The organism is Palleronia rufa (assembly GCF_000743715.1).
Classification (GTDB): domain Bacteria; phylum Pseudomonadota; class Alphaproteobacteria; order Rhodobacterales; family Rhodobacteraceae; genus Palleronia; species Palleronia rufa.
Genome location: NZ_JQEY01000003.1, coordinates 287184 through 305682, shown reverse-complemented (window position 1 = coordinate 305682; position 18499 = coordinate 287184). Strand labels below are relative to the sequence as shown.

At 68.0% G+C, this 18499-nt stretch carries 16 protein-coding genes and 2 pseudogenes; 14 read left to right on the top strand and 4 right to left on the bottom strand.

All coding sequences use genetic code 11. The annotated features are described in order from the left end of the window. Positions 1 to 6 precede the first annotated feature (6 nt). The 11 genes from KW83_RS07265 (at position 7) to KW83_RS07205 (ending at position 12133) form a co-directional block, all read left to right on the top strand. Positions 7 to 243, top strand: a complete 237-nt coding sequence (locus KW83_RS07265) for a hypothetical protein (RefSeq protein ID WP_036176766.1) — start codon at positions 7 to 9, stop codon at positions 241 to 243. 27 nt (positions 244 to 270) lie between these two features. Then, a complete protein-coding gene (locus tag KW83_RS07260; protein WP_036176763.1) occupies positions 271 to 1173 on the top strand; it encodes a hypothetical protein in 903 nt (300 codons plus the stop codon). A 27-nt stretch (positions 1174 to 1200) separates the two neighbouring features. After that, entirely contained in the window at positions 1201 to 1917 is a 717-nt protein-coding gene (gene mtgA, locus KW83_RS07255; RefSeq protein ID WP_036176760.1) for a monofunctional biosynthetic peptidoglycan transglycosylase, read from the top strand. 52 nt (positions 1918 to 1969) lie between these two features. Continuing rightward, positions 1970 to 2635, top strand: coding sequence for an FtsZ-binding protein FzlA (gene fzlA / locus KW83_RS07250; RefSeq protein ID WP_036176757.1), 666 nt, complete (start codon positions 1970 to 1972; stop codon positions 2633 to 2635). Positions 2636 to 2695: 60 nt separating this feature from the next. After that, the gene (queG, locus tag KW83_RS07245) at positions 2696 to 3808 is read left to right on the top strand and encodes a tRNA epoxyqueuosine(34) reductase QueG (RefSeq protein ID WP_036176755.1); all 1113 of its coding nucleotides are present in this window, start codon (positions 2696 to 2698) and stop codon (positions 3806 to 3808) included. A gap of 13 nt (positions 3809 to 3821) precedes the next feature. Further along, on the top strand, positions 3822 to 4835 hold the full coding sequence (locus tag KW83_RS07240; RefSeq protein WP_051928341.1) for a phosphatase domain-containing protein: 1014 nt from the start codon (positions 3822 to 3824) through the stop codon (positions 4833 to 4835). 164 nt (positions 4836 to 4999) lie between these two features. Beyond that, positions 5000 to 7957, top strand: a complete 2958-nt coding sequence (ileS, locus tag KW83_RS07235) for an isoleucine--tRNA ligase (RefSeq protein ID WP_036176753.1) — start codon at positions 5000 to 5002, stop codon at positions 7955 to 7957. A 116-nt stretch (positions 7958 to 8073) separates the two neighbouring features. Beyond that, complete coding sequence (locus KW83_RS07230; RefSeq protein ID WP_036176751.1) at positions 8074 to 9627, top strand: AMP-binding protein; 1554 nt, start codon at positions 8074 to 8076, stop codon at positions 9625 to 9627. Beyond that, on the top strand, positions 9620 to 9847 hold the full coding sequence (locus tag KW83_RS07225) for a DUF3253 domain-containing protein (RefSeq protein WP_081904499.1): 228 nt from the start codon (positions 9620 to 9622) through the stop codon (positions 9845 to 9847). Before KW83_RS07230 ends, KW83_RS07225 begins: the two co-directional genes overlap by 8 nt. 91 nt (positions 9848 to 9938) lie before the next feature. Then, positions 9939 to 10879, top strand: a protein-coding gene (locus KW83_RS19730; protein WP_161785428.1) for an IS630 family transposase whose coding sequence is annotated in 2 segments (ribosomal slippage) — positions 9939 to 10271 and positions 10274 to 10879 — 939 coding nt in all. Because the reading frame shifts where the segments join, the coding sequence is not laid out codon by codon here. Between the two features lie 106 nt (positions 10880 to 10985). Then, positions 10986 to 12133, top strand: a protein-coding gene (locus KW83_RS07205) for an IS3 family transposase (RefSeq protein ID WP_152563505.1) whose coding sequence is annotated in 2 segments (ribosomal slippage) — positions 10986 to 11235 and positions 11235 to 12133 — 1149 coding nt in all. Because the reading frame shifts where the segments join, the coding sequence is not laid out codon by codon here. 101 nt (positions 12134 to 12234) lie between these two features. Here KW83_RS07205 and KW83_RS07200 read toward each other — a convergent pair. Continuing rightward, on the bottom strand, positions 12235 to 13095 hold the full coding sequence (locus KW83_RS07200) for a DMT family transporter (RefSeq protein WP_051928340.1): 861 nt from the start codon (positions 13093 to 13095) through the stop codon (positions 12235 to 12237). A 906-nt stretch (positions 13096 to 14001) separates the two neighbouring features. Between KW83_RS07200 and KW83_RS21855 the strand changes: the two genes are divergently transcribed. Further along, positions 14002 to 14259 (top strand): hypothetical protein, encoded by a 258-nt coding sequence (locus KW83_RS21855; protein WP_407667848.1) that lies wholly within the window; start codon positions 14002 to 14004, stop codon positions 14257 to 14259. Continuing rightward, a complete protein-coding gene (locus KW83_RS21850; protein WP_407667841.1) occupies positions 14226 to 14831 on the top strand; it encodes an IS630 family transposase in 606 nt (201 codons plus the stop codon). The genes KW83_RS21855 and KW83_RS21850 overlap by 34 nt, the downstream gene beginning before the upstream one ends. 177 nt (positions 14832 to 15008) lie before the next feature. Here KW83_RS21850 and KW83_RS19720 read toward each other — a convergent pair. Next, positions 15009 to 15526: pseudogene (locus tag KW83_RS19720) on the bottom strand (integrase core domain-containing protein); the annotation flags it as partial. Between the two features lie 236 nt (positions 15527 to 15762). Continuing rightward, positions 15763 to 15963: pseudogene (locus KW83_RS07180) on the bottom strand (IS481 family transposase); the annotation flags it as partial. A 176-nt stretch (positions 15964 to 16139) separates the two neighbouring features. On the opposite strand from KW83_RS07180, the gene tig reads away from it, so the two are divergent. Next, complete coding sequence (gene tig / locus KW83_RS07175; RefSeq protein ID WP_036176744.1) at positions 16140 to 17477, top strand: trigger factor; 1338 nt, start codon at positions 16140 to 16142, stop codon at positions 17475 to 17477. A 60-nt stretch (positions 17478 to 17537) separates the two neighbouring features. On the opposite strand, the gene KW83_RS07170 is transcribed toward tig, so the two are convergent. Further along, a complete protein-coding gene (locus tag KW83_RS07170; protein ID WP_036176741.1) occupies positions 17538 to 18431 on the bottom strand; it encodes a lytic transglycosylase domain-containing protein in 894 nt (297 codons plus the stop codon). Between the last annotated feature and the right edge of the window lie 68 nt (positions 18432 to 18499).

The window sequence follows — 18499 nt, the reverse complement described above, 5'->3', positions numbered from 1 at the left end:
CGCGGGATGCGGCAGAGCTTGATCGCGGCGCTGGACAGGCTGGAGCAGGGCGACTGGGAGGTCGCGCATCGCATCGCGGCCGGCGACACATCGGCCCAGGGCGCCTGGCTTCATGCGCATCTGCACCGGGTCGAGGGCGATCCCGGCAACGCGGCCTACTGGTATCGCCGCGCCGGGCGCGCCGCGTTCGGCGGCCCGCCCGAGGCCGAGCGCGCGGAATTGCGCGCCGCCCTGGCGGGCTGAGGGGGCCGAAAGGCTAGGACCCCTGCCATGAGCGCGAGCACATCGAGCGGTACCCCCGGACGGTCCGGCGGACTGGCGGTCGTCACCATGGTACGCGGCGATGCGTTGTTCCTGGACATCTGGGCGCGGTACTGGCGGCGGTTCGTTCCGGCAGCGTCCATGGTCGTGGTGCTCGACGGCCCGCAGGACGCGCTGCCCCCTGCCTGCGACGGCTGCCAGGTTCTGACCCTGCCGCCGGTCGCCGCCTTCGACGGGTTCGACCGGGCGCGCTGGGCGTTCCTGTCGCATCTGGCCTCTGCGCTGAGCGCGCGGTTCGAGGCGGTGCTGCTGACCGACGTGGATGAGATCGTCGTGCTGGACCCCCGGGCGGGCGACGATCCGGCGGCCTATATCCTTGGCCGGGCGGAAGAGGTCATCAATCCCTTCGCCATGGAGATCGTCCACCGCATCGACCTGGAGCCCGCCTTCGATCCGGCGCGGCCGGTCCTGGCGCAGCGGCGCTACGGGCGGATCAACGCCTCATACTGCAAGCCCTGCATCACCCGCGGTCCCATCCGCTGGTCCATGGGCGGGCACCAGTCGGACCACGGGGCGCTGCACCTCAGCCCGGATCTCTACCTTCTGCACCTGCGCTATCTGGACCTGGGGATCCTGCGCGCGCGGCAGGCGCTGCGCCGCGGGCGGATCGCGGAGGGGTCCGGCGACGTGGCGGGCCACGGCTGGTCCAAGTCCGCCGATGCGATGGAGGGGTTCCTGCAGAGCTTCGTGGACAAGGGTGCGCCGGAGGAGAATGGCTTGGATTTCGGCTGGCAGCGCGGGCGCATCGCCAGAAGCTTTCACTACGATGCGGCGCAGGCTATGTGGCGGCGCGGGACGCTGACCAACCGGCGGACCTATACCCTGCCGGAGCGGTTCGCGGGGCTTTTCTGAGCGGGTCCGGGGCGGCGAAGGGGCATCATGGCGCGTAAGAAGGTGGCGAAACGGCGCGGCGGGCGCCGCGGGCGCTGGCTGCGGGTGCTGCGCCGGGGGGCGCTGGGCGTCGCGGTCCTGCTGGTGCTGGCGGTGGCGGCGCCGGCGGTGATCGACCCGCCGGCGACGCCATACATGATGGCCGAATCGCGCCGGCTGGGCGGGGTGGCCCAGGACTGGGTGCCGATGGAGCGGATCGCGCCGGTCATGGCCCGCGCGGCCGTGGCGGCGGAGGATGCCGATTTCTGCCTGCACTGGGGGTTCGACCTGGACGCCATCCGCGCCGCGATCGCGGCGGGGGCGGATCGCGGCGGCTCGACCATCAGCCAGCAGGTCGTCAAGAACGTCTATCTCTGGCAGGGGCGCAGCTGGCCGCGAAAGGCGCTGGAGGCGGTGCTGACCCCGGCGGTGGAAGCCGTGTGGTCCAAGCGGCGGATCCTGGAGGTGTATCTGAACGTGGCCGAATTCGGCGAGGGCGTGTTCGGGGTGGCCGCCGCCGCGCAGGCGGCTTTCGGCGTGCCGCCGGACCGGCTGTCGGCGGATCAGGCCGCGCGGCTGGCGTCGGTCCTGCCCAGCCCCAAGACTCGGTCGGCCGCCCGGCTGGACGCGGCCGGCGGCCGGCGGGTGGCGCGGATCGCCGACGGGGCGGCGGTGATCGCGGCGGACGGCCGCGCGGCGTGCTTCCAGCGCGACGGCGCGGGTTGAACGCCGGCGCGCGACGCGGCAGGAGGGACGGGCCATTCGGAGGTGCCCGCTGATGTATCGACTGTTCCACATGCCGCTGTCGCCGTTCTGCCGCAAGGTCCGCCTTGCCCTGGCCGAGAAGCGGATCGAGGTCGAGCTGGTCGAGGAACGCTACTGGGAGCGCGATCCCGACTTTCTGCGCCGCAATCCCGCCGGCAAGGTGCCGGTGCTGCGGGTCGATGGCCGCAGCTATCCAGACAGCATGGCGATCTGCGAATACCTGGAGGAGCGCCACCCGGTGCCGGCCCTGTTTCCGGAGGACACCGAGGGCCGGTTCGAGATGCGGCGGCTGGTGGCCTGGTTCGACGACAAGTTCTTTCACGAGGTCACCAGACGGCTGCTCTACGAGAAGGTGAACAAGAAGGTGCAGGGCACCGGCTATCCCGACAGCCGGACGGTGAAGGAGGGCACCAAGGCAGTGAAGTTCCACCTCGATTACATGGCGTGGCTTCTGGACCAGCGGCGGTGGCTGGCCGGCGACACGCTGACCCTGGCCGATTTCGCCGCCGCATCGCACCTGTCCGCGCTGGACTACACCAGCGATGTCGACTGGGCGCGCAACGAGAACGTCCGGGACTGGTACGCCAAGATCAAGTCCCGCCCCGCGTTCCGGGGCATCCTGGCCGATGTGGTGCCGGGCTTTCCGCCGCCGCCGCATTATGCCGACCTGGATTTCTGAGGTGACCGGGGAGGGGGCGCTGCCCCCGCGCGCTGCGCCCCCCGGGATATTTGCGGAAAGATGAAGGACGCGCTGAAGGCGGCGCTGCGGCGCGAGGCGCTGGCGGCGGGATTCGTCAAGATGGGCGTGTGCCGCCCGGACGCGATCCCCGAAGCGGCGGGGCGGCTGGGCGCGTTCCTCGGGGCCGGCCGTCACGGGCAGATGGGCTGGATGGAGGCGCGGGCGGACTGGCGGGGGGATCCCGCAGCGCTCTGGCCCGCGGCGCGGTCCGTGGTGATGCTGGCCGAGGCCTATTCCCCCGGCCACGACCCGCTCGACGATCTGGCGCTGCGGGACCGGGGCGCGGTCAGCGTCTATGCACAGGGGCGCGACTACCACGACGTGGTGAAGAAGCGGCTGAAGCGGGTCGCGCGGTGGCTGCTGGAGGCCGCGGAGGGCGGCCGATACCGGGGGGACGGCGGGGATGGTTCGACGGGAGCGCGCGGCGCGCGCATCGCGGATCCGTCGCGCCCGCAGGTCAAGGTTTTCGTCGATACGGCGCCGGTGATGGAAAAGCCCCTGGCGCAGGCCGCGGGGCTGGGCTGGCAGGGCAAGCACACCAATCTGCTGGGGCGGGATCTGGGGAATTGGGTCTTTCTGGGCGCGATCTTCACCACCGTGGATCTGCCCCCCGATCCGCCCGAGACCGAGCATTGCGGGTCGTGCCGGAAGTGCCTCGACATCTGTCCGACGGATGCGTTTCCGGCGCCCTTCCAGCTCGATGCGCGGCGCTGCGTGTCCTATCTGACGATCGAGCATCGCGGCCCCGTGGACGAAAGCCTGCGCGAAGGCCTCGGCAACCGGATCTACGGCTGCGACGACTGCCTTGCGGTCTGCCCGTGGAACAAGTTCGCGGCGGCCGCCCGCGACATGCGGCTGGCCCCCGCGCCCGGCCGCCGCGCGCCGCTGCTGGCCGACCTTGCGGCCTTGGACGACGCGGGGTTCCGGGCACGGTTCGCCGGATCGCCGATCAAGCGGATCGGCCGCGACCGGATGGTGCGCAACGTCTGCTATGCCATCGGCAATTCGGGCGATGCATCGCTGTCACAGGTCGTGGCCGGGCTGACCGGGGACGCCGACGCGGCGGTTGCGGACGCGGCGCGCTGGGCTACGCTGCGCCTGCGTGACGCGTAAGGGGGGACGGCCGTTGCGGCTCAAGACGCTGCTGCATCGCGCGGCGATCCGGGGCGAGGCCGCGCTTGACCGGATCCGGCCGCGCACCGCGCCCCGAGCGCCGGTGCTCGACACCTACCGGGGCTACGGCGTGCCCGGCGGGCTGGTGCTGCGCGCGCGAGTGCTGGCGTCGCTCAGGCGCACCACGCCGGATCCGGGGCAGAGCCGGTGGCAGAACCTCAAGGAGATGGCGGCGCTGTTCCTGACCCGCGAGGTGGCGGGCGTGCGGGTCGTCGCCCGCGAGAGCGGCGCCTCGGGGACCAGCGACGAGGAGGGCTATGTCACGATCCGCGTGGACGGCACCTTCGCGCCCGGCTGGCACCAGGTGGCGCTGGAGATCGAGGGCGTGGCCGACAGCCGCGCCGCGGCGCGGGCCATGGTGCCCTCGGGTCAGGCGCGGCTGGGCATCGTGTCCGATATCGACGACACGATGATGCAGACCGGCGCCTATTCCCTGGCGCGCAACCTCTGGACGACGTTCACCGGATCGGCCCGCACAAGGCGGATCTTTCCCGATGCCATCGTGCTGATGGACCATCTGGCGAACCATGGCCGCAACCCGGTCTATTACGTAAGTTCCAGCCCGTGGAACCTGCACAGCTTCCTGGAGCAGGTGTTCGACCGCGCCGGGCTGGTGGCCGGGCCGATGTTCCTGCGCGATCTGGGGATCGCGGAGGACCAGTTCGTGACCCGCGGCCACGGCAACCACAAGGGCCGGGCGATCGACACCATCCTGGCGGCCAATCCGGGGCTGGACTTCGTGCTGATCGGGGACACCGGACAGAAGGACGCGCAGATCTATCTGGAGGCCGCGCATCGCCACGCGGGCCGGATCCGCGCGGTGATCCTGCGCGAGCCCGGACCGGGGCCGGACGATGCGTCGCGGGCCGCGATCTCGTCGCTGCGGAGGCTGGGCATCGTGGTGGCCGACGGCGCCGACTTCACGGAGGTGGCCGGGGTGCTGGAGCGGGGCGGCCTGCGCCTCTGACCCGGCTTGTCGGGGCGGCGCGCATCTGGCAAGACGGGTGCTGCATGGCCCTCAGCGTCGTCATATTCCGAATTACCGGCCCGGCGCTCTGAACGAGCCGCCGGGACCGGGGCGCGGCCCCTTGCCGCCACTTCCATACAATCCGCCAGAACGGGACGCCTTCCATGTGCGCCGACACGCCCGACACCCCCGACTACAAAGACACGCTGAACCTGCCGCAGACCGATTTTCCCATGCGCGCGGGCCTGCCGAAACGCGAGCCTGAGTGGCTGGAGCGCTGGGAGCGGATCGGCATCTACGACCGGCTGCGCGAGCGGGAGGGGCGCGCGCCCTTCACGCTCCATGACGGGCCGCCCTATGCCAACGGGCATCTGCACATCGGTCACGCGCTGAACAAGACGATCAAGGACATGATCGTGCGCAGCCATCAGATGATGGGCAGGGACGCGCGCTACATCCCCGGCTGGGATTGCCACGGCCTGCCGATCGAGTGGAAGATCGAAGAGCAGTACCGCCAGAAGGGCCGCGACAAGGATCAGGTCGACGTGGTGGAGTTCCGCCGCGAGTGCCGCGAATTCGCCGCCCGCTGGGTGGAGATCCAGCGCGCGGAGTTCCAGCGGCTGGGCGTGACCGGCGCCTGGGACCGGCCCTACCTGACCATGGACCATCACGCCGAGGCGGTGATCGCGGCGGAATTCCAGAAGTTCCTGATGAGCGGCGTGCTCTACCGCGGCTCGAAGCCGGTGATGTGGTCGCCGGTGGAAAAGACCGCGCTGGCCGAGGCGGAGGTCGAGTATCACGATCGCCAGGCGGACGCGATCTGGGTGAAGTTCCCGGTGGTCAAGCTGCCCGCGACCTTCGAGGACGCGCTGGTGTCGATCGGCGACGACGAGGCCGGGCTGGACCTGACCGGCGTCGATGCGGCGTTGCGCGACGCGGCGGTGCTGATCTGGACCACGACGCCCTGGACGATCCCGTCGAACCGCGCGATCGCGTTCAATTCCGGCATCTCCTACGGGGTCTATCGCGTGACCGAGGCGGCGGCGGAGAACTGGGTCGGCGTCGGCGAGACGGTGATCGTGGCCGATGCGCTGGCCGATGTCGTCCGCGACGCGGCCCGCGTGGACGCCTGGGAGCGGGTGGTCGGCGTCAACCCCGACGGCATGGTCTGCGCGCATCCGTTCCGCGGGGCCGCGGGCGCGGCGGGCGAATGGGACTACGACGTGCCGCTGCTGTCCGGGGACCATGTGACGGAGGACGCGGGCACGGGGTTCGTGCATACCGCGCCGTCCCACGGCGACGACGATTTCGCGCTGGGCGTGAAGCACGGGCTGGAGATGACCTACAACCTGGACGACGACAGCGCCTTTCGCGCCGATCTGCCGTTCTTCGCGGGCGCCCAGGTGATCCGGCCCAACGGCAAGCCGGGCGATGCCAACAAGTCGGTGATCGCCAAGCTGCGCGAGACGGGCGCGCTGGCGGCGACGCAGCGGATGACGATCTCGGACGCGCATTCGTGGCGCTCCAAGGCGCCGGTGATCCGGCTGAACCGGCCGCAGTGGTTCGCAGCCATCGACCGCGAGGTGGGCGACGGGCTGGACGACTACGGGCGGACCATCCGCGCGCGGGCCCTGACCTCCATCGACGAGCTGGTGACCTGGACGCCAAGGGGCGGGCGCAACCGGCTTCACGCGATGATCGAGGGCCGGCCCGACTGGGTGCTGTCGCGCCAGCGCGCCTGGGGCGTGCCGCTGACCTGTTTCGTCAGGCGCGGGGCCATGCCCGGCGACGACGGCTTCCTGCTGCGCGACGCGCAGGTGAACGCCCGCATCCTGAAGGCGTTCGAGGCCGAGGGCGCGGATGCCTGGTACGCCGACGGCGCCAAGGCGCGATTCCTGGGCGACGGCTACGATCCGGAGGACTGGGACCAGGTGTTCGACATCCTGGACGTGTGGTTCGACAGCGGATCGACCCATGCCTTCGTGCTGCGCGACCGGGCGGACGGCTCAGAGGACGGCATCGCGGATGTGTACATGGAGGGCACCGACCAGCACCGGGGATGGTTCCATTCGTCGCTGCTGCAGGCCTGCGGCACCATCGGGCGCGCGCCCTACCGGAACGTGGTGACCCACGGCTTCACCCTGGACGAGAAGGGCGTGAAGATGTCGAAATCCATCGGCAACGTTATCGTCCCCGACCAGGTGGTCAAGCAGTACGGCGCCGACATCCTGCGGCTGTGGGTGGCGCAAACCGACTACACCGCCGACCAGCGCATCGGACCGGAGATCCTCAAGGGCGTGGCGGATTCGTACCGGCGGCTGCGGAACACGCTGCGTTTCATCCTGGGCAACCTGCCGGTGGAGGTGCCGCAGGTGGATCTGGCGGAGATGCCGGAACTGGAGCGCTGGGTGCTGCACCGGCTGGCCGAGCTCGACGCCCATGTGCGCGCCCGCTACCGGGCGTTCGACTTCCAGGAGGTGTTCCAGGCGGTGTTCACATTCGCGACGGTGGATCTGAGCGCGGTCTATTTCGACATTCGCAAGGACGCGCTTTACTGCGATGCGCCCGACAGCCCGCGCCGCCGCGCGGCGGAGGCGGTGCTGGGCCTGCTCTACGCGCGGCTGGTGACCTGGCTGGCGCCGATCCTGGTCTTTACCATGGAAGAGGTATGGCTGGAGCGGCACGACGCCGCCGATGCCTCAATCCATCTGGAGGATTTTCCGGACACGCCGGCGGACTGGCAGGACGACACCCTGGCGGCCGCCTGGGCAGGGATCCGGCGCGTGCGCCGGCTGGTGACGGCCGCGCTGGAGGTGGAGCGGCGGGACAAGACCATCGGCGCGTCGCTGGAGGCCGCGCCGATCGTGCATGTGGCCGATGAGGGGCTGGCCGAGGCGCTGCGCGGCGTCGATTTCGCCGATATCTGCATCACCAGCGGCGTCACCGTCACCACCGACCCCGCCCCCCGGACCGCGTTCCGCCTGCCGGAGGTGGACGGCGTCGCGGTGGTCTTCGCCAAGGCGCAGGGGACGAAGTGCCAGCGCTGCTGGAAGGTGCTGCCCGATGTCGGCACCCACGACCATCCGGGAACCTGCGCGCGCTGCGACGAGGCGCTGGGATAGGCGCGACGCCGCCCGGTGCCGCGACATGCCGCGGCGCCGGTAGTGCCGGCGGGAATGGCTTCCGCTCCGGCGTGCACGTGCTAGGGTCCTGACGATCACGCTTTGGGAGGAGCCGTATGACGATCTTCAAGAGCCCGCATGACGATATCGAGATCCCGGCGATCTCGATCACCGAGCGGCTGTTCCAGGGGCTGGATCTTGCACCCGACCGGGTGGCGGTGACGGACGGTCCCAGCGGCCGCCAGATCACCGCCGCCGCGCTGAAAGAGCAGATCCAGCGGCTTGCCGGCGGGCTGACCAAGCGGGGCTTCGGCCGGGGCGCCGTGGTCGCGCTGATGGCCCCCAATATCCCCGAATACGTCACCGTGTTCCATGGCGTCGCCTGGGCCGGGGGGACCGTCACCACGATCAACCCGACCTACACCGCCCATGAGGTCCGCAAGCAGCTGCTGGATTCCGGGGCGCGGCTGCTGGTGGTGGCGGAGGCGTTCGTCGATACCGCCAGGAAGGCCGCCGAGGGCAGTTCCGTCGAGAGCATCGCCGTGATCGGCACGGCCGCAGACGAGATCCCTCTGACCGATCTGATGGGCGAGCGGCTCACGGATCAGGCGCCGGTCGATCTGGAGCGCGACGTGGTCGTGCTGCCCTATTCCTCCGGCACCACGGGAATGCCCAAGGGTGTCATGCTGAGCCACCGCAACCTCGTGGCCAACGTGGAGCAGTGCCAGACCGTCTTCGCGCCGGCGCCGGGAGAGACCACGATCGCGTTCCTGCCGTTCTTCCACATCTACGGGATGACGGTGCTGATGAACCAGTACCTGTGCGGCGGCGCGTCTCTGGTGACCATGCCGCGATTCGACCTGGAGCAGTTCCTGACCCTGACCGAGACGCACAAGGTCGAATGCCTCTATATCGTGCCGCCCGTGGCGCTGGCGCTGGCCAAGCATCCGGCGGTGGAGGCGCATGACCTGGGATCGGTCACGCGGATCATGTGCGGCGCGGCGCCGCTGGGCGGCGAGCTGGGCGACCAGTGCGCGACGCGCATCGGCGCGGTGATGACGCAGGGCTACGGCATGACCGAACTGTCGCCGGTCAGCCATGTGACGCCGCTGGAGGCCCCCCGGGCGGGGGCGTCGGGTCTGACCGTGGCCAATTGCGAATCGCGCGTGGTCGATCCCGAGACGCTTGAGGACCGCCCCCCGGGAGAGGAGGGCGAGTTGTGGGTGCGCGGGCCGAACGTGATGCTTGGCTATCTGGGCAATGACGCGGCCACCGCCGAGACGATCACCGACGACGGCTGGCTGAAGACCGGCGATCTGTGCGTGATCGACGAGGACGGCTACATGTTCGTCCGCGAGCGGGTGAAGGAGCTGATCAAGTTCAAGGGTTTCCAGGTCGCGCCGGCGGAGCTGGAGGCAGAGCTCTGCGGCCATGACGGCATCGCCGACGCGGCCGTGCTGGGCCGCCCCGACGAAGAGGCCGGAGAGGTCCCGGTGGGCTTCGTGGTGCTGGCCAAGGGGGCGGACCTGTCGGCAGAGGACGTGCGCGCGCATCTGGACGGGCGGCTGTCGTCCTACAAGCAGCTCCATGAGGTCCATTTCGTCGAGGAGATCCCCAAATCGGCCAGCGGCAAGATCCTGCGGCGGGTGCTGAAGGACCGGCTTGGCTGAGGATGCCGAGATCGCGCGCGTCCTGCGGGCGCTGGCCGACGCGCGCAGGCCGGGGACGTTCTGCCCGTCCGAGGCGGCGCGCGCGCTGTCCGACGACTGGCGGCCGCTGATGGGCGACGTGCGGCGCGTGGCGGCGGAGATCGGGCTGGCGGCCACCAAAGGCGGGCGTGCGGTGGACCCGGCGACGGCGCGGGGACCGATCCGGCTGGGCGCGGGCTAGAGCGGGATGAAATCAGCCTGAATCGATAGAGGATTCACAGGCCTGCATTTTGGTGATTCACTGTTGCCGACCACAAGATGGAGGGCGAGTAGTGGGTAGAGCACTTTCAATGGACCTTCGAGAGAGGGCAATGGCGCGGCTGTTGGGGGGCGAGAGCGTGCGTCAGGTCGCAGCGGCCCTGGATGTGGCTCCGTCCAGTGTTGTGAAGTGGTCGCAGCGTTTGCGTGCGACCGGGAGTTGCGCTCCGGCAGGGACAGGCGGCCACCCGCCACGCAAGATTGCAGGCGGGCATGAGGCGTGGCTTCTGGAGCGGATAACGGAGCCGTTCACACTGCGCGGACTGGTGGTGGAACTGGCCGAGCGCGGGCTCAAGGTCGACTACCGCACCGTCTGGGCCTTCGTGCGCCGCACGGGCTACTCGTTCAAAAAAAGACCCAACTCGCCGAGGAGCAGAACCGCCCCGACGTGAGCCGCCGCCGTGTGCGCTGGAAGCGGCACCAGGGCCGGATCGACCCCCGTCGTCTCGTGTTCATTGATGAAACCTGGGCCAAGACCAACATGGCCCCGCTGCGCGGCTGGGCTCCCAGAGGTGAACGCCTGATCGGGCGGGCCCCGCATGGTCACTGGCGCACCATGACCTTTATCGCAGCGCTGCGTCATGATCGGATCGACGCGCCCTTTGTTTTGGACGGTCCCGTCAACGGCGAAGCGTTCCGGGCTTATGTCGCGCACGTGCTCGTCCCAACCCTGCGCCCGGGCGATGTGGTGGTTATGGACAATCTGGGCAGCCACAAAGGGCAAGCCGTGCGGCAGGCGATCCGTAACGCGAAAGCGCATCTACTTTTTCTGCCGCCCTACAGCCCCGACCTGAACCCGATTGAACAGGTCTTCTCGAAGCTCAAACACATGCTCCGCAACGCAGCCGAGCGCACAATGGAGGCAACGTGGCGCAGGATCGGGACACTGCTCGACCGCTTCAGCCCACAGGAGTGCGCGAACTACCTCGCCAATACTGGATACGCTTCAAGCTAATCTCATCATGCTCTAAGGTGTATCCCGAACCTTTGGAGGGATATGGCCTGCTGCCGGTTTCGTGGACACGAAGATAAGATCGTGACCATGGAACTGGAGATTGGATATGACGAGACGGAAGTTCAGCCGCGAATTCAAAATCGAGGCGGTGAAGCTGGTGACCGAGCGGGGCGTGACGGTGGCCCAGGCGTGCCGAGATCTGGACCTGGCGGAGAGTGTTCTGCGGCGGTGGATGCGTGAAGCGACGGTGGCGTCTGCCAGTGCCTTCCCCGGCAATGGCCAGCAGCGCGCCGAGCTGGCCGAGATCGCGGCCCTGAAGAAAGAGGTCGCCAAGCTCAGGGCGGAGCGTGACATCCTAAAAAAGGCCGCGGCCTTCTTCGCGCGGGAAGCGACATGACGTTCGCGTTCGTTGCGAAGCACCGGCATATCTGGCCCGTCAGCTGGATGTGCGCGGTGCTGGGCGTCTCTCGGTCTGGCTTCCACGCCTGGCTCAAGCGACCGATCAGCGCCCGGGCGATCTACGATGCGAAGCTCGTCTTGGAGATCGACAAGAGCTTCAAGGCCAGCGACCGCACCTATGGCGCACGTCGGGTCTGGCGCGACGTGCTCGAGGAAGGGTTGGCCTGCGGGCTGCACCGGATCGAGCGCCTCATGCGGCAGAACGCTATGAGAGCGCGACCAAAGCGGCGCGGGAATCCGAAGGATGATGGCGAACGCTCGGTCATCGCCGGCAACATCCTCGACCGCGACTTCCAAGCCGACCGGCCGAACCAGAAATGGCTGGCCGACTTCACCTACATCTGGACCGCAGAGGGCTGGCTTTACGTCTCGGTCGTGCTCGACCTCTTCTCCCGGCGCGTCGTCGGCTGGTCGATGAAGGCGGACTGGGACGCCACGCTGGTCATGGATGCCCTGATGATGGCGGTTTGGCGGCGCGGCAAGGCCGACGCTCTGCTCCACCATTCCAACCAGGGATCGCAATATACCAGCGAGCAGTTCCAACGCCTGCTGCTCGACAACGGCATCATCTGCTCCATGAGCCGGGCGGGCAATGTCTGGGACACCTCGGCGATGGAGAGCTTCTTCTCGTCGCTGAAGACCGAGCGCACGGCCCGCAAGGTCTACCGGACCCGCGACGCGGCACGCGCCGACGTGTTCGACTACATTGAGTGCTTCTACAATCCGAGACGACGTCATTCCAAGCTGGGCTATCTCAGCCCCATGGCGTTCGAGGACCGCGCTATGCAAACCTAACCCGGTGTCCACGAAACCGGCAGCAGGCCACAGACGCGACTGCAGGCCCACCCGGGCGCCGGCCGCGCGGACGGTCGCCCGGCACGCAGTGTCGCGTCGGCTCAGATCCGTCTTTCCCGCAACCAGCCGACCAGGCCGGATGCCACGACGATGACCGCGCCCACCAGGGTCAGCGGATCGGGCCGCTCGCCCAGAAACACGATTGCCAGAAGCAGGGCGAAGAAGAGGCGCGTGTACCGGAACGGGATCACGGCCGATACTTCACCGATCCGTGTCGCGCGCATGAGGCACAGGTAAGCCAGCACGAAGGCGCAGACCGTTGCCGCAAGGCCAAGGAGTGCGCGCCGGTCGAGCGGCATCCAGCGGTCCTGGATCCAGGCCATGACAAGGGCGAAGACGAAGAGCCCCGAAAACGCCCAGAAGGCCAGTTGCAGATTGGAAATGTGGTCCGGGACGCGGCGAGAGGCAAGGTCCCGCGCCGCAAGACCCGAGGCGGCCAGCACGACCAGAAGTGCCGGCCAGCGGAACCCGTCCGCTCCGGGTTGCAGCATCAGCAGCACGCCCAGAAGGCCCGTGAGCACCAGTCCCCAGCGCACCGGGCCGACACGTTCCCCCAGCCAGATCGCCGCGCCGGCCGTCACGAAGAGCGGCTGGACCTGAACGATGGCCGAGGTCAGCGACAGCGGCACCAGCGCCAGGGCAGAGACGTAGGACAGCGTCGCGACAACCTCGCCGCCCGACCGCAGAACGACCAGCGGATGGACCATGCCCGCCGAGCGGAGCGGCAGCCCCGCCCGAAGACAGAGCGCGGCAAAGACCGTGGCACATCCGCCCGAAACCAGGACGATCAGCTGGCCCGGCGGCAAGGCACCGGTCACCTGCTTGATGAAAAAATCGTTCACGGCGAAGGCCGCCATGGACAGCACCATCCAGCCAATCGCGCGCAGCGTGTCCGTGGTCATGCGCGGCGATGCCCGCGAGGCTCCGGGCCGGAGCGGTCCGGCGCGTTCCCGGTCAGCCGGGCCACGGGGACCTGCGGGGGCCCGACCTTGGCTGCCGTGATTTCGGCTGCGGGACCGGTGTCTCGGTCCACCGGGTGGTGGCGGACCCGTCTCGTTTCCCTGTCCCGAGCACTGCCGCCGTCGACGGCCCGGCGCTCGGGGATGCCGTTTTGCCTGGATACCCGGCGCGGGCGGCGGATGATGGGCGGGGACCGCCTGTTGCCCCGCGCGACCGCACCGGCTTTTATCGCCCGGGCGGCCGGGCGGGCCGCCCTGTCCCCAAGGATCGCTGCGATCGCCTTGCACGGCCCGGTCGTCCGCGGACCCGCGCAGGCGCATGCGTGAAGAATTCTGTCGCCCATGACCGGCCTCTAGCCGCTGCGCGGCGCCGGCGCCAGTCCCGGTGCGTGCCGGCTGCCGGGCCAACCAGGCACCATCGACCGTCGAGCCGTGAGGGACGCGGCGGACCGCGCATTGGGGTCGGAAGGGGCCGGACGGGGCGGGGCGCGCAGGCGCTCCGATCCGTTCCGGGTCGCCCGACGAAGAACGCCGTTCCAGCGTTTCCAGCCCTGAGGTCCCGGCGGCAAGGGCCTCGGCCCATCGTGGACAGCGCGGGAGTGGCTGCCGTTCGGTCCGGTCGCGGTTCGCACAGGCCTAAAGCGTTTCGGTTTGAACTTGGATCGTGAGGGATTCCCTTGAGAGCTGGTCTGTGATTCATCCTGTTTGGGAGGATGGATCATGTCAGCACCATTGCCATCCGCACTTCGGGCGCGGTTTCAGAAGTACATTGAAGAAGGGTCAAGCGGGCGCGCGGCGGCGTTGCGTCTGAAATTGTCGCCAGCGACGGGCGCGCGGTGGGCGCGCCAGGTGAGAACCAAGGGCCATGCGGAACCGSCCCCCCAGGGACCGCCGCACGGCAAGGGGAAGCTGGCACCGCATCAGGCTTTCCTTGAGGAGTTGATCGCACAGGACCCCGACATCCCGCTGTTCGAGTTGCGCGATGCGCTGGCTGAGGCAGAAGGCGTGCGGGTGCACCACTCTTCCATCGCCAACCTGCTGTCCCGGCTCGGGTTCACGTACAAAAAAAGTCACTGGTCGCGACCGAGCGCCGCCGTGCCAAGGTAAGGCAGCAACGGGCCGAGTGGTTCAAACACCGTCTGCCTGCCATTGCGGCCTTGCCGGATCGCGTTGTCTTCATTGATGAAACAGCAGTGAAGACGAACCTCACGCGCCTGCGCGGCAGGGCCAAACGCGGTCAACGACTGACGATGGAGGCGCCTTTCGGAAGTTGGGGCACGCAGACATTGATTGCAGGGCTGACACAAGATGCGTTGATCGCGCCGTGGGTCATCAAGGGCGCGATGGACGGCCCCGCCTTTGCCGCCTACATCCGCGAGGTGCTCGTTCCAGAGATCGTACGCGGCACCGTCGTCATCCTCGACAACTTGGCCACGCATCGGAATAAGGAGGCCGCGCAGGCCTTGCGAGACCACGGCTGCTGGTTCCTCTACCTGCCGCCATACTCACCCGACCTGAACCCCATAGAGCAGGCTTGCTCAAAGCTGAAAGCCCACCTTCGAAAAATCGGGGCCAGAACCTTCACCGAGGTCTTTCAAGCCATCGGCGCAATCTGCGATCTCTACGACCCAGCAGAGTGCTGGAATTACTTCAAGGCTGCCGGATATGTTGCAGGTTAAAACCGAAAGGCTTTAGCCGGATTGATCCTTGCACCGGCACGCGAACGCTCACAAGAGCGTGAACACTTACCGTAGCCTTGCCAACGCCGTGAAGGCTTCGGCTAACGTGTTCGCCTTTCGTCCTCTATCGTCGCCGCGACAGTAACCCTTTGATCTTGCCCCCGTTTTACCGGACACTCAGGCGGTTGCGGTTTGGGCTGCGATGAACTCGCGTGGTGAGCGCATCTTCAGCCCCGAGTGCGGGTGATTTTCATTGTAGTCCTCGAACCACCCGGCGATCAATCCGAGGACGGTGGTGGCGTTTGGCAGCGGCGTAACGTTCACGTAGTCCCGCTTCAGCGTGTTGACTAAGGCCTCTGATATTCCGTTGCTTTGCGGACTCTTCACCGGGGTGAAGCAGGGTTTCAGGCCGAGCTGCCGGGCAAAGATGCGGGTGTCTTTGGCGATATAGGGCGATCCATTATCGCTGAGCATCTCGCCTGCATAATGCGGTAAACGCGCTTGTGGTTGACGGGTTCTGCGCCTGTAGCGCGCAACTGCCGGTTCAAAATGGCCGTGATGCGGCGATATCCGTAGGTCGGCCTTGCCGCCACCAGCGCGGTGATCAGCGGCACCACCGCCGCATCTTGCGCTTTGTGATAGCGCCGACGCGGCTTTGCGCTTGCCGAGGCATCCGTGACGACGCCAAAGCGCGATCACGCCCGCATCACGTCGCTGCCCGACGAAGCGACCGTCCCCGGATCGATCGCAGGGTAGTGCGACGACGACAACGACAACCACCCGCACCCGCTACCGAGAATGCGCTCACCCCGCGCGTTCATCGCAGCTCAAATCGCAACCGCCCGAGTATCCGGTGAAACGGAGCAAGACTACTCGGGGACCTTCGGTCAGACCTGCGCCCGTGGCGCTGAGAGGCCTGTCAAACCTGGTTCTAGCTGTTCAGTCCCGGCATCTGGTGGATCGGATCCAGGATGGATCGATCCGGTTCTGATGTCCAGATGTTGCAGATGTAGTCGTATGGCGTGAGGCCGCCGAGTGTCCTGAGCCGTCGGGCGGAGTTGTAGGCCGCCATGAAGTCCGCAAGATGGCTGCGAAGCTGATCGTGGCTGTCACGGTGGACGCGCTTCACGTCATCGCTTCTCAGGTCATCGAGATCAAAGTGCGACAGGGCACGGGCCGGTCGCCTGGCTGGCGGGGCCGCCGGGCGACCCCGTTTCACCTTGCGCAGAATGGGCTCCGTCCCTAGAAGGGCGCAAATTTTCGGGCGGTGGCGCACCGTCGGACCGACCATGGCACGAGGACGCAGACATGCAGGTTAACGAGACGCTGAACGACGGCTTGAAGCGCGGCTATACCATTACCGTGACCGCCGACGAGCTCGACGCGAAGGTCATGGAAAAGCTGGCCGAGGCGCAGCCGACGGTCGAGATGAAGGGCTTTCGCAAGGGCAAGGTGCCCATGGCGCTGCTGAAAAAGCAGTTCGGAGAGCGGCTTCTGGGCGAGGCCATGCAGGAGACCGTGGACGGCGCGATGTCCAGGCATTTCGAGGAGACCGGCGACCGGCCCGCCATGCAGCCCGAGGTCAAGATGGCCAACGAGCAATGGAAGCAGGGCGACGATATCGAAGTGCGGATGTCCTATGAGAAACTGCCAGAGATCCCGGATCTGGATTCGTCCTCCATCGAGGTCGAGAAACTGGTCGTGACCCCTGACGAGACCGCCGTGGACGAGGCGCTGAAGTCGCTGGCCGAGAACGCCAAGTCGTTCGAGGCCAAGGAGGGCGCGGCCGAGGATGGCGACCAGGTGGTGATCGACTTCAAGGGATCTGTCGACGGCGAGGAATTCGAGGGCGGAGCGGCGGAGGACTATCCGCTGGTCCTGGGGTCCGGATCGTTCATCCCTGGGTTCGAGGAGCAGTTGGCCGGCGCGACCGCGGGCGACGAGAAGGAGATCAAGGTCTCCTTCCCCGAGGACTACCAGGCACCGCACCTGGCCGGAAAGGACGCTTCCTTCGCCTGCACCGTCAAGGAGGTGAAGGCGCCGAAGGCGGCAGAGGTCGATGACGAGATGGCCAAGGGATACGGTGCGGACGATCTGGAGGCGCTCAAGGCGCAGATCCGCGAGCGGCTGGCCGCGGAGTATAACCAGGCCGCGCGGCAGGTGATGAAGCGCAAGCTTCTGGACGCGCTGGACGACAAGGTGAGCTTCGATCTGCCGCCGAGCCTGGTGAAGGCGGAGGCCGACCAGATCGCCCATCAACTATGGCATGAGGAAAACCCCGACGTCCAGGGCCACGATCACCCCGAGATCGAGCCGACGGACGAGCACATGTCCCTGGCCGAGCGGCGCGTGCGCCTGGGCCTGTTGCTGGCCGAGCTGGGCCGCAAGAACGAGATCAGCGTCACCGACGCCGAGATGACCCAGGCGGTGATGAACCAGGCGCGGCAGTATCCCGGGCAGGAGCGGCAGTTCTTCGAGTTCGTGCAGCAGAACCCGCAGATGCGCCAGCAGATCCAGGCACCGCTGTTCGAGGACAAGGTGATCGACTTCATCGTCGAACAGGCCAAGGTGTCCGAAAAGGACGTGTCCAAGGAAGAGTTGGAACAGGCCGTCGCGGCGCTGGAAGAGGATGACGTTGCGGCGTGACGTCGGCCGGCTGATGCGACGGGGCGGCGTCCGGCGGGCGCCGCACCGATTTCTTTCCCGTCAGTTCGGGCCCGACACCACACAATAGGCGTTGGCCTGCTGCAGCCTGCGGCAGAGCCGGCGCGCCTCGTCCCGCGTGGGGGTGACCACCCGCGCGACGAGCCGGCTGGCGTTGCGCAGGCCCGGGATACGGCCGTCCGAAATTTCTATGGGCCGGTCGCCGATGATGCCGCCATGGCTGCGGCGGACGCGGTCGGCGAACATTTCCACCGTGGGTCGGCGGCGTCCGGCAGCGACGATTACGCCCCACGGCGGGATCTCGGGCCTGAAGCTCCTGACAGTGCGGGTCGCGGCCTGGCGCCGGCAGGCCTCTGCGAAACTGCCGTTCGGCGCCAGCCGGTAATCCACGTCCCCGGGCGTTCCGTCGCGCCAGGCGCGGGCGGAGTGGCCGGTGATGACCTGGACATAGGCGCGGGTCTCTGCCGGCAGGTCGCGGCCGCGCCGGACGAAATCGGCGGTCCGCGCCTCGCCGCTGTTGTAGGCGGCGGCGGCCAGCCCCTCGTTGCCGAACATCCGCGTCAGGTCGCCCAGATAGGCGGCGGAGGCCCGGATCGCGCTGGCCGGGTTGAACGGATCGTCCAGGCCGCGAAGCTCTGCCGTTCCGGGCATGAACTGGGCGATGCCCTGCGCGCCCGCCGGGCTGATCGCTGCGGCGTCGAACAGGCTTTCTTGCCAGAGCAGGCGGGCGAAGTAACCCGGATCCAGGTCGTAGGCGCGTGCGGCTCCCTCGATCGCGGTACAGACATCGTCCGTATAGCTGGCCAGGCGGATGCATGAGGCGCCGTTTTCGGTGCAGCGCTCCTGCGCGGGGCGGGGGCGCGGGCGCTCCGCAGAGAAGACGGGCGCCGCCAGTCCGATCAAAAGCGACAAGGTCAGAAGAAGGGCGCGGCGCATGGCGGGCAAGATAGGCCAGCCCCGGGACACCGGCCACTCGGCCAGTTGGGCTATGCCGCCCCGGCGGC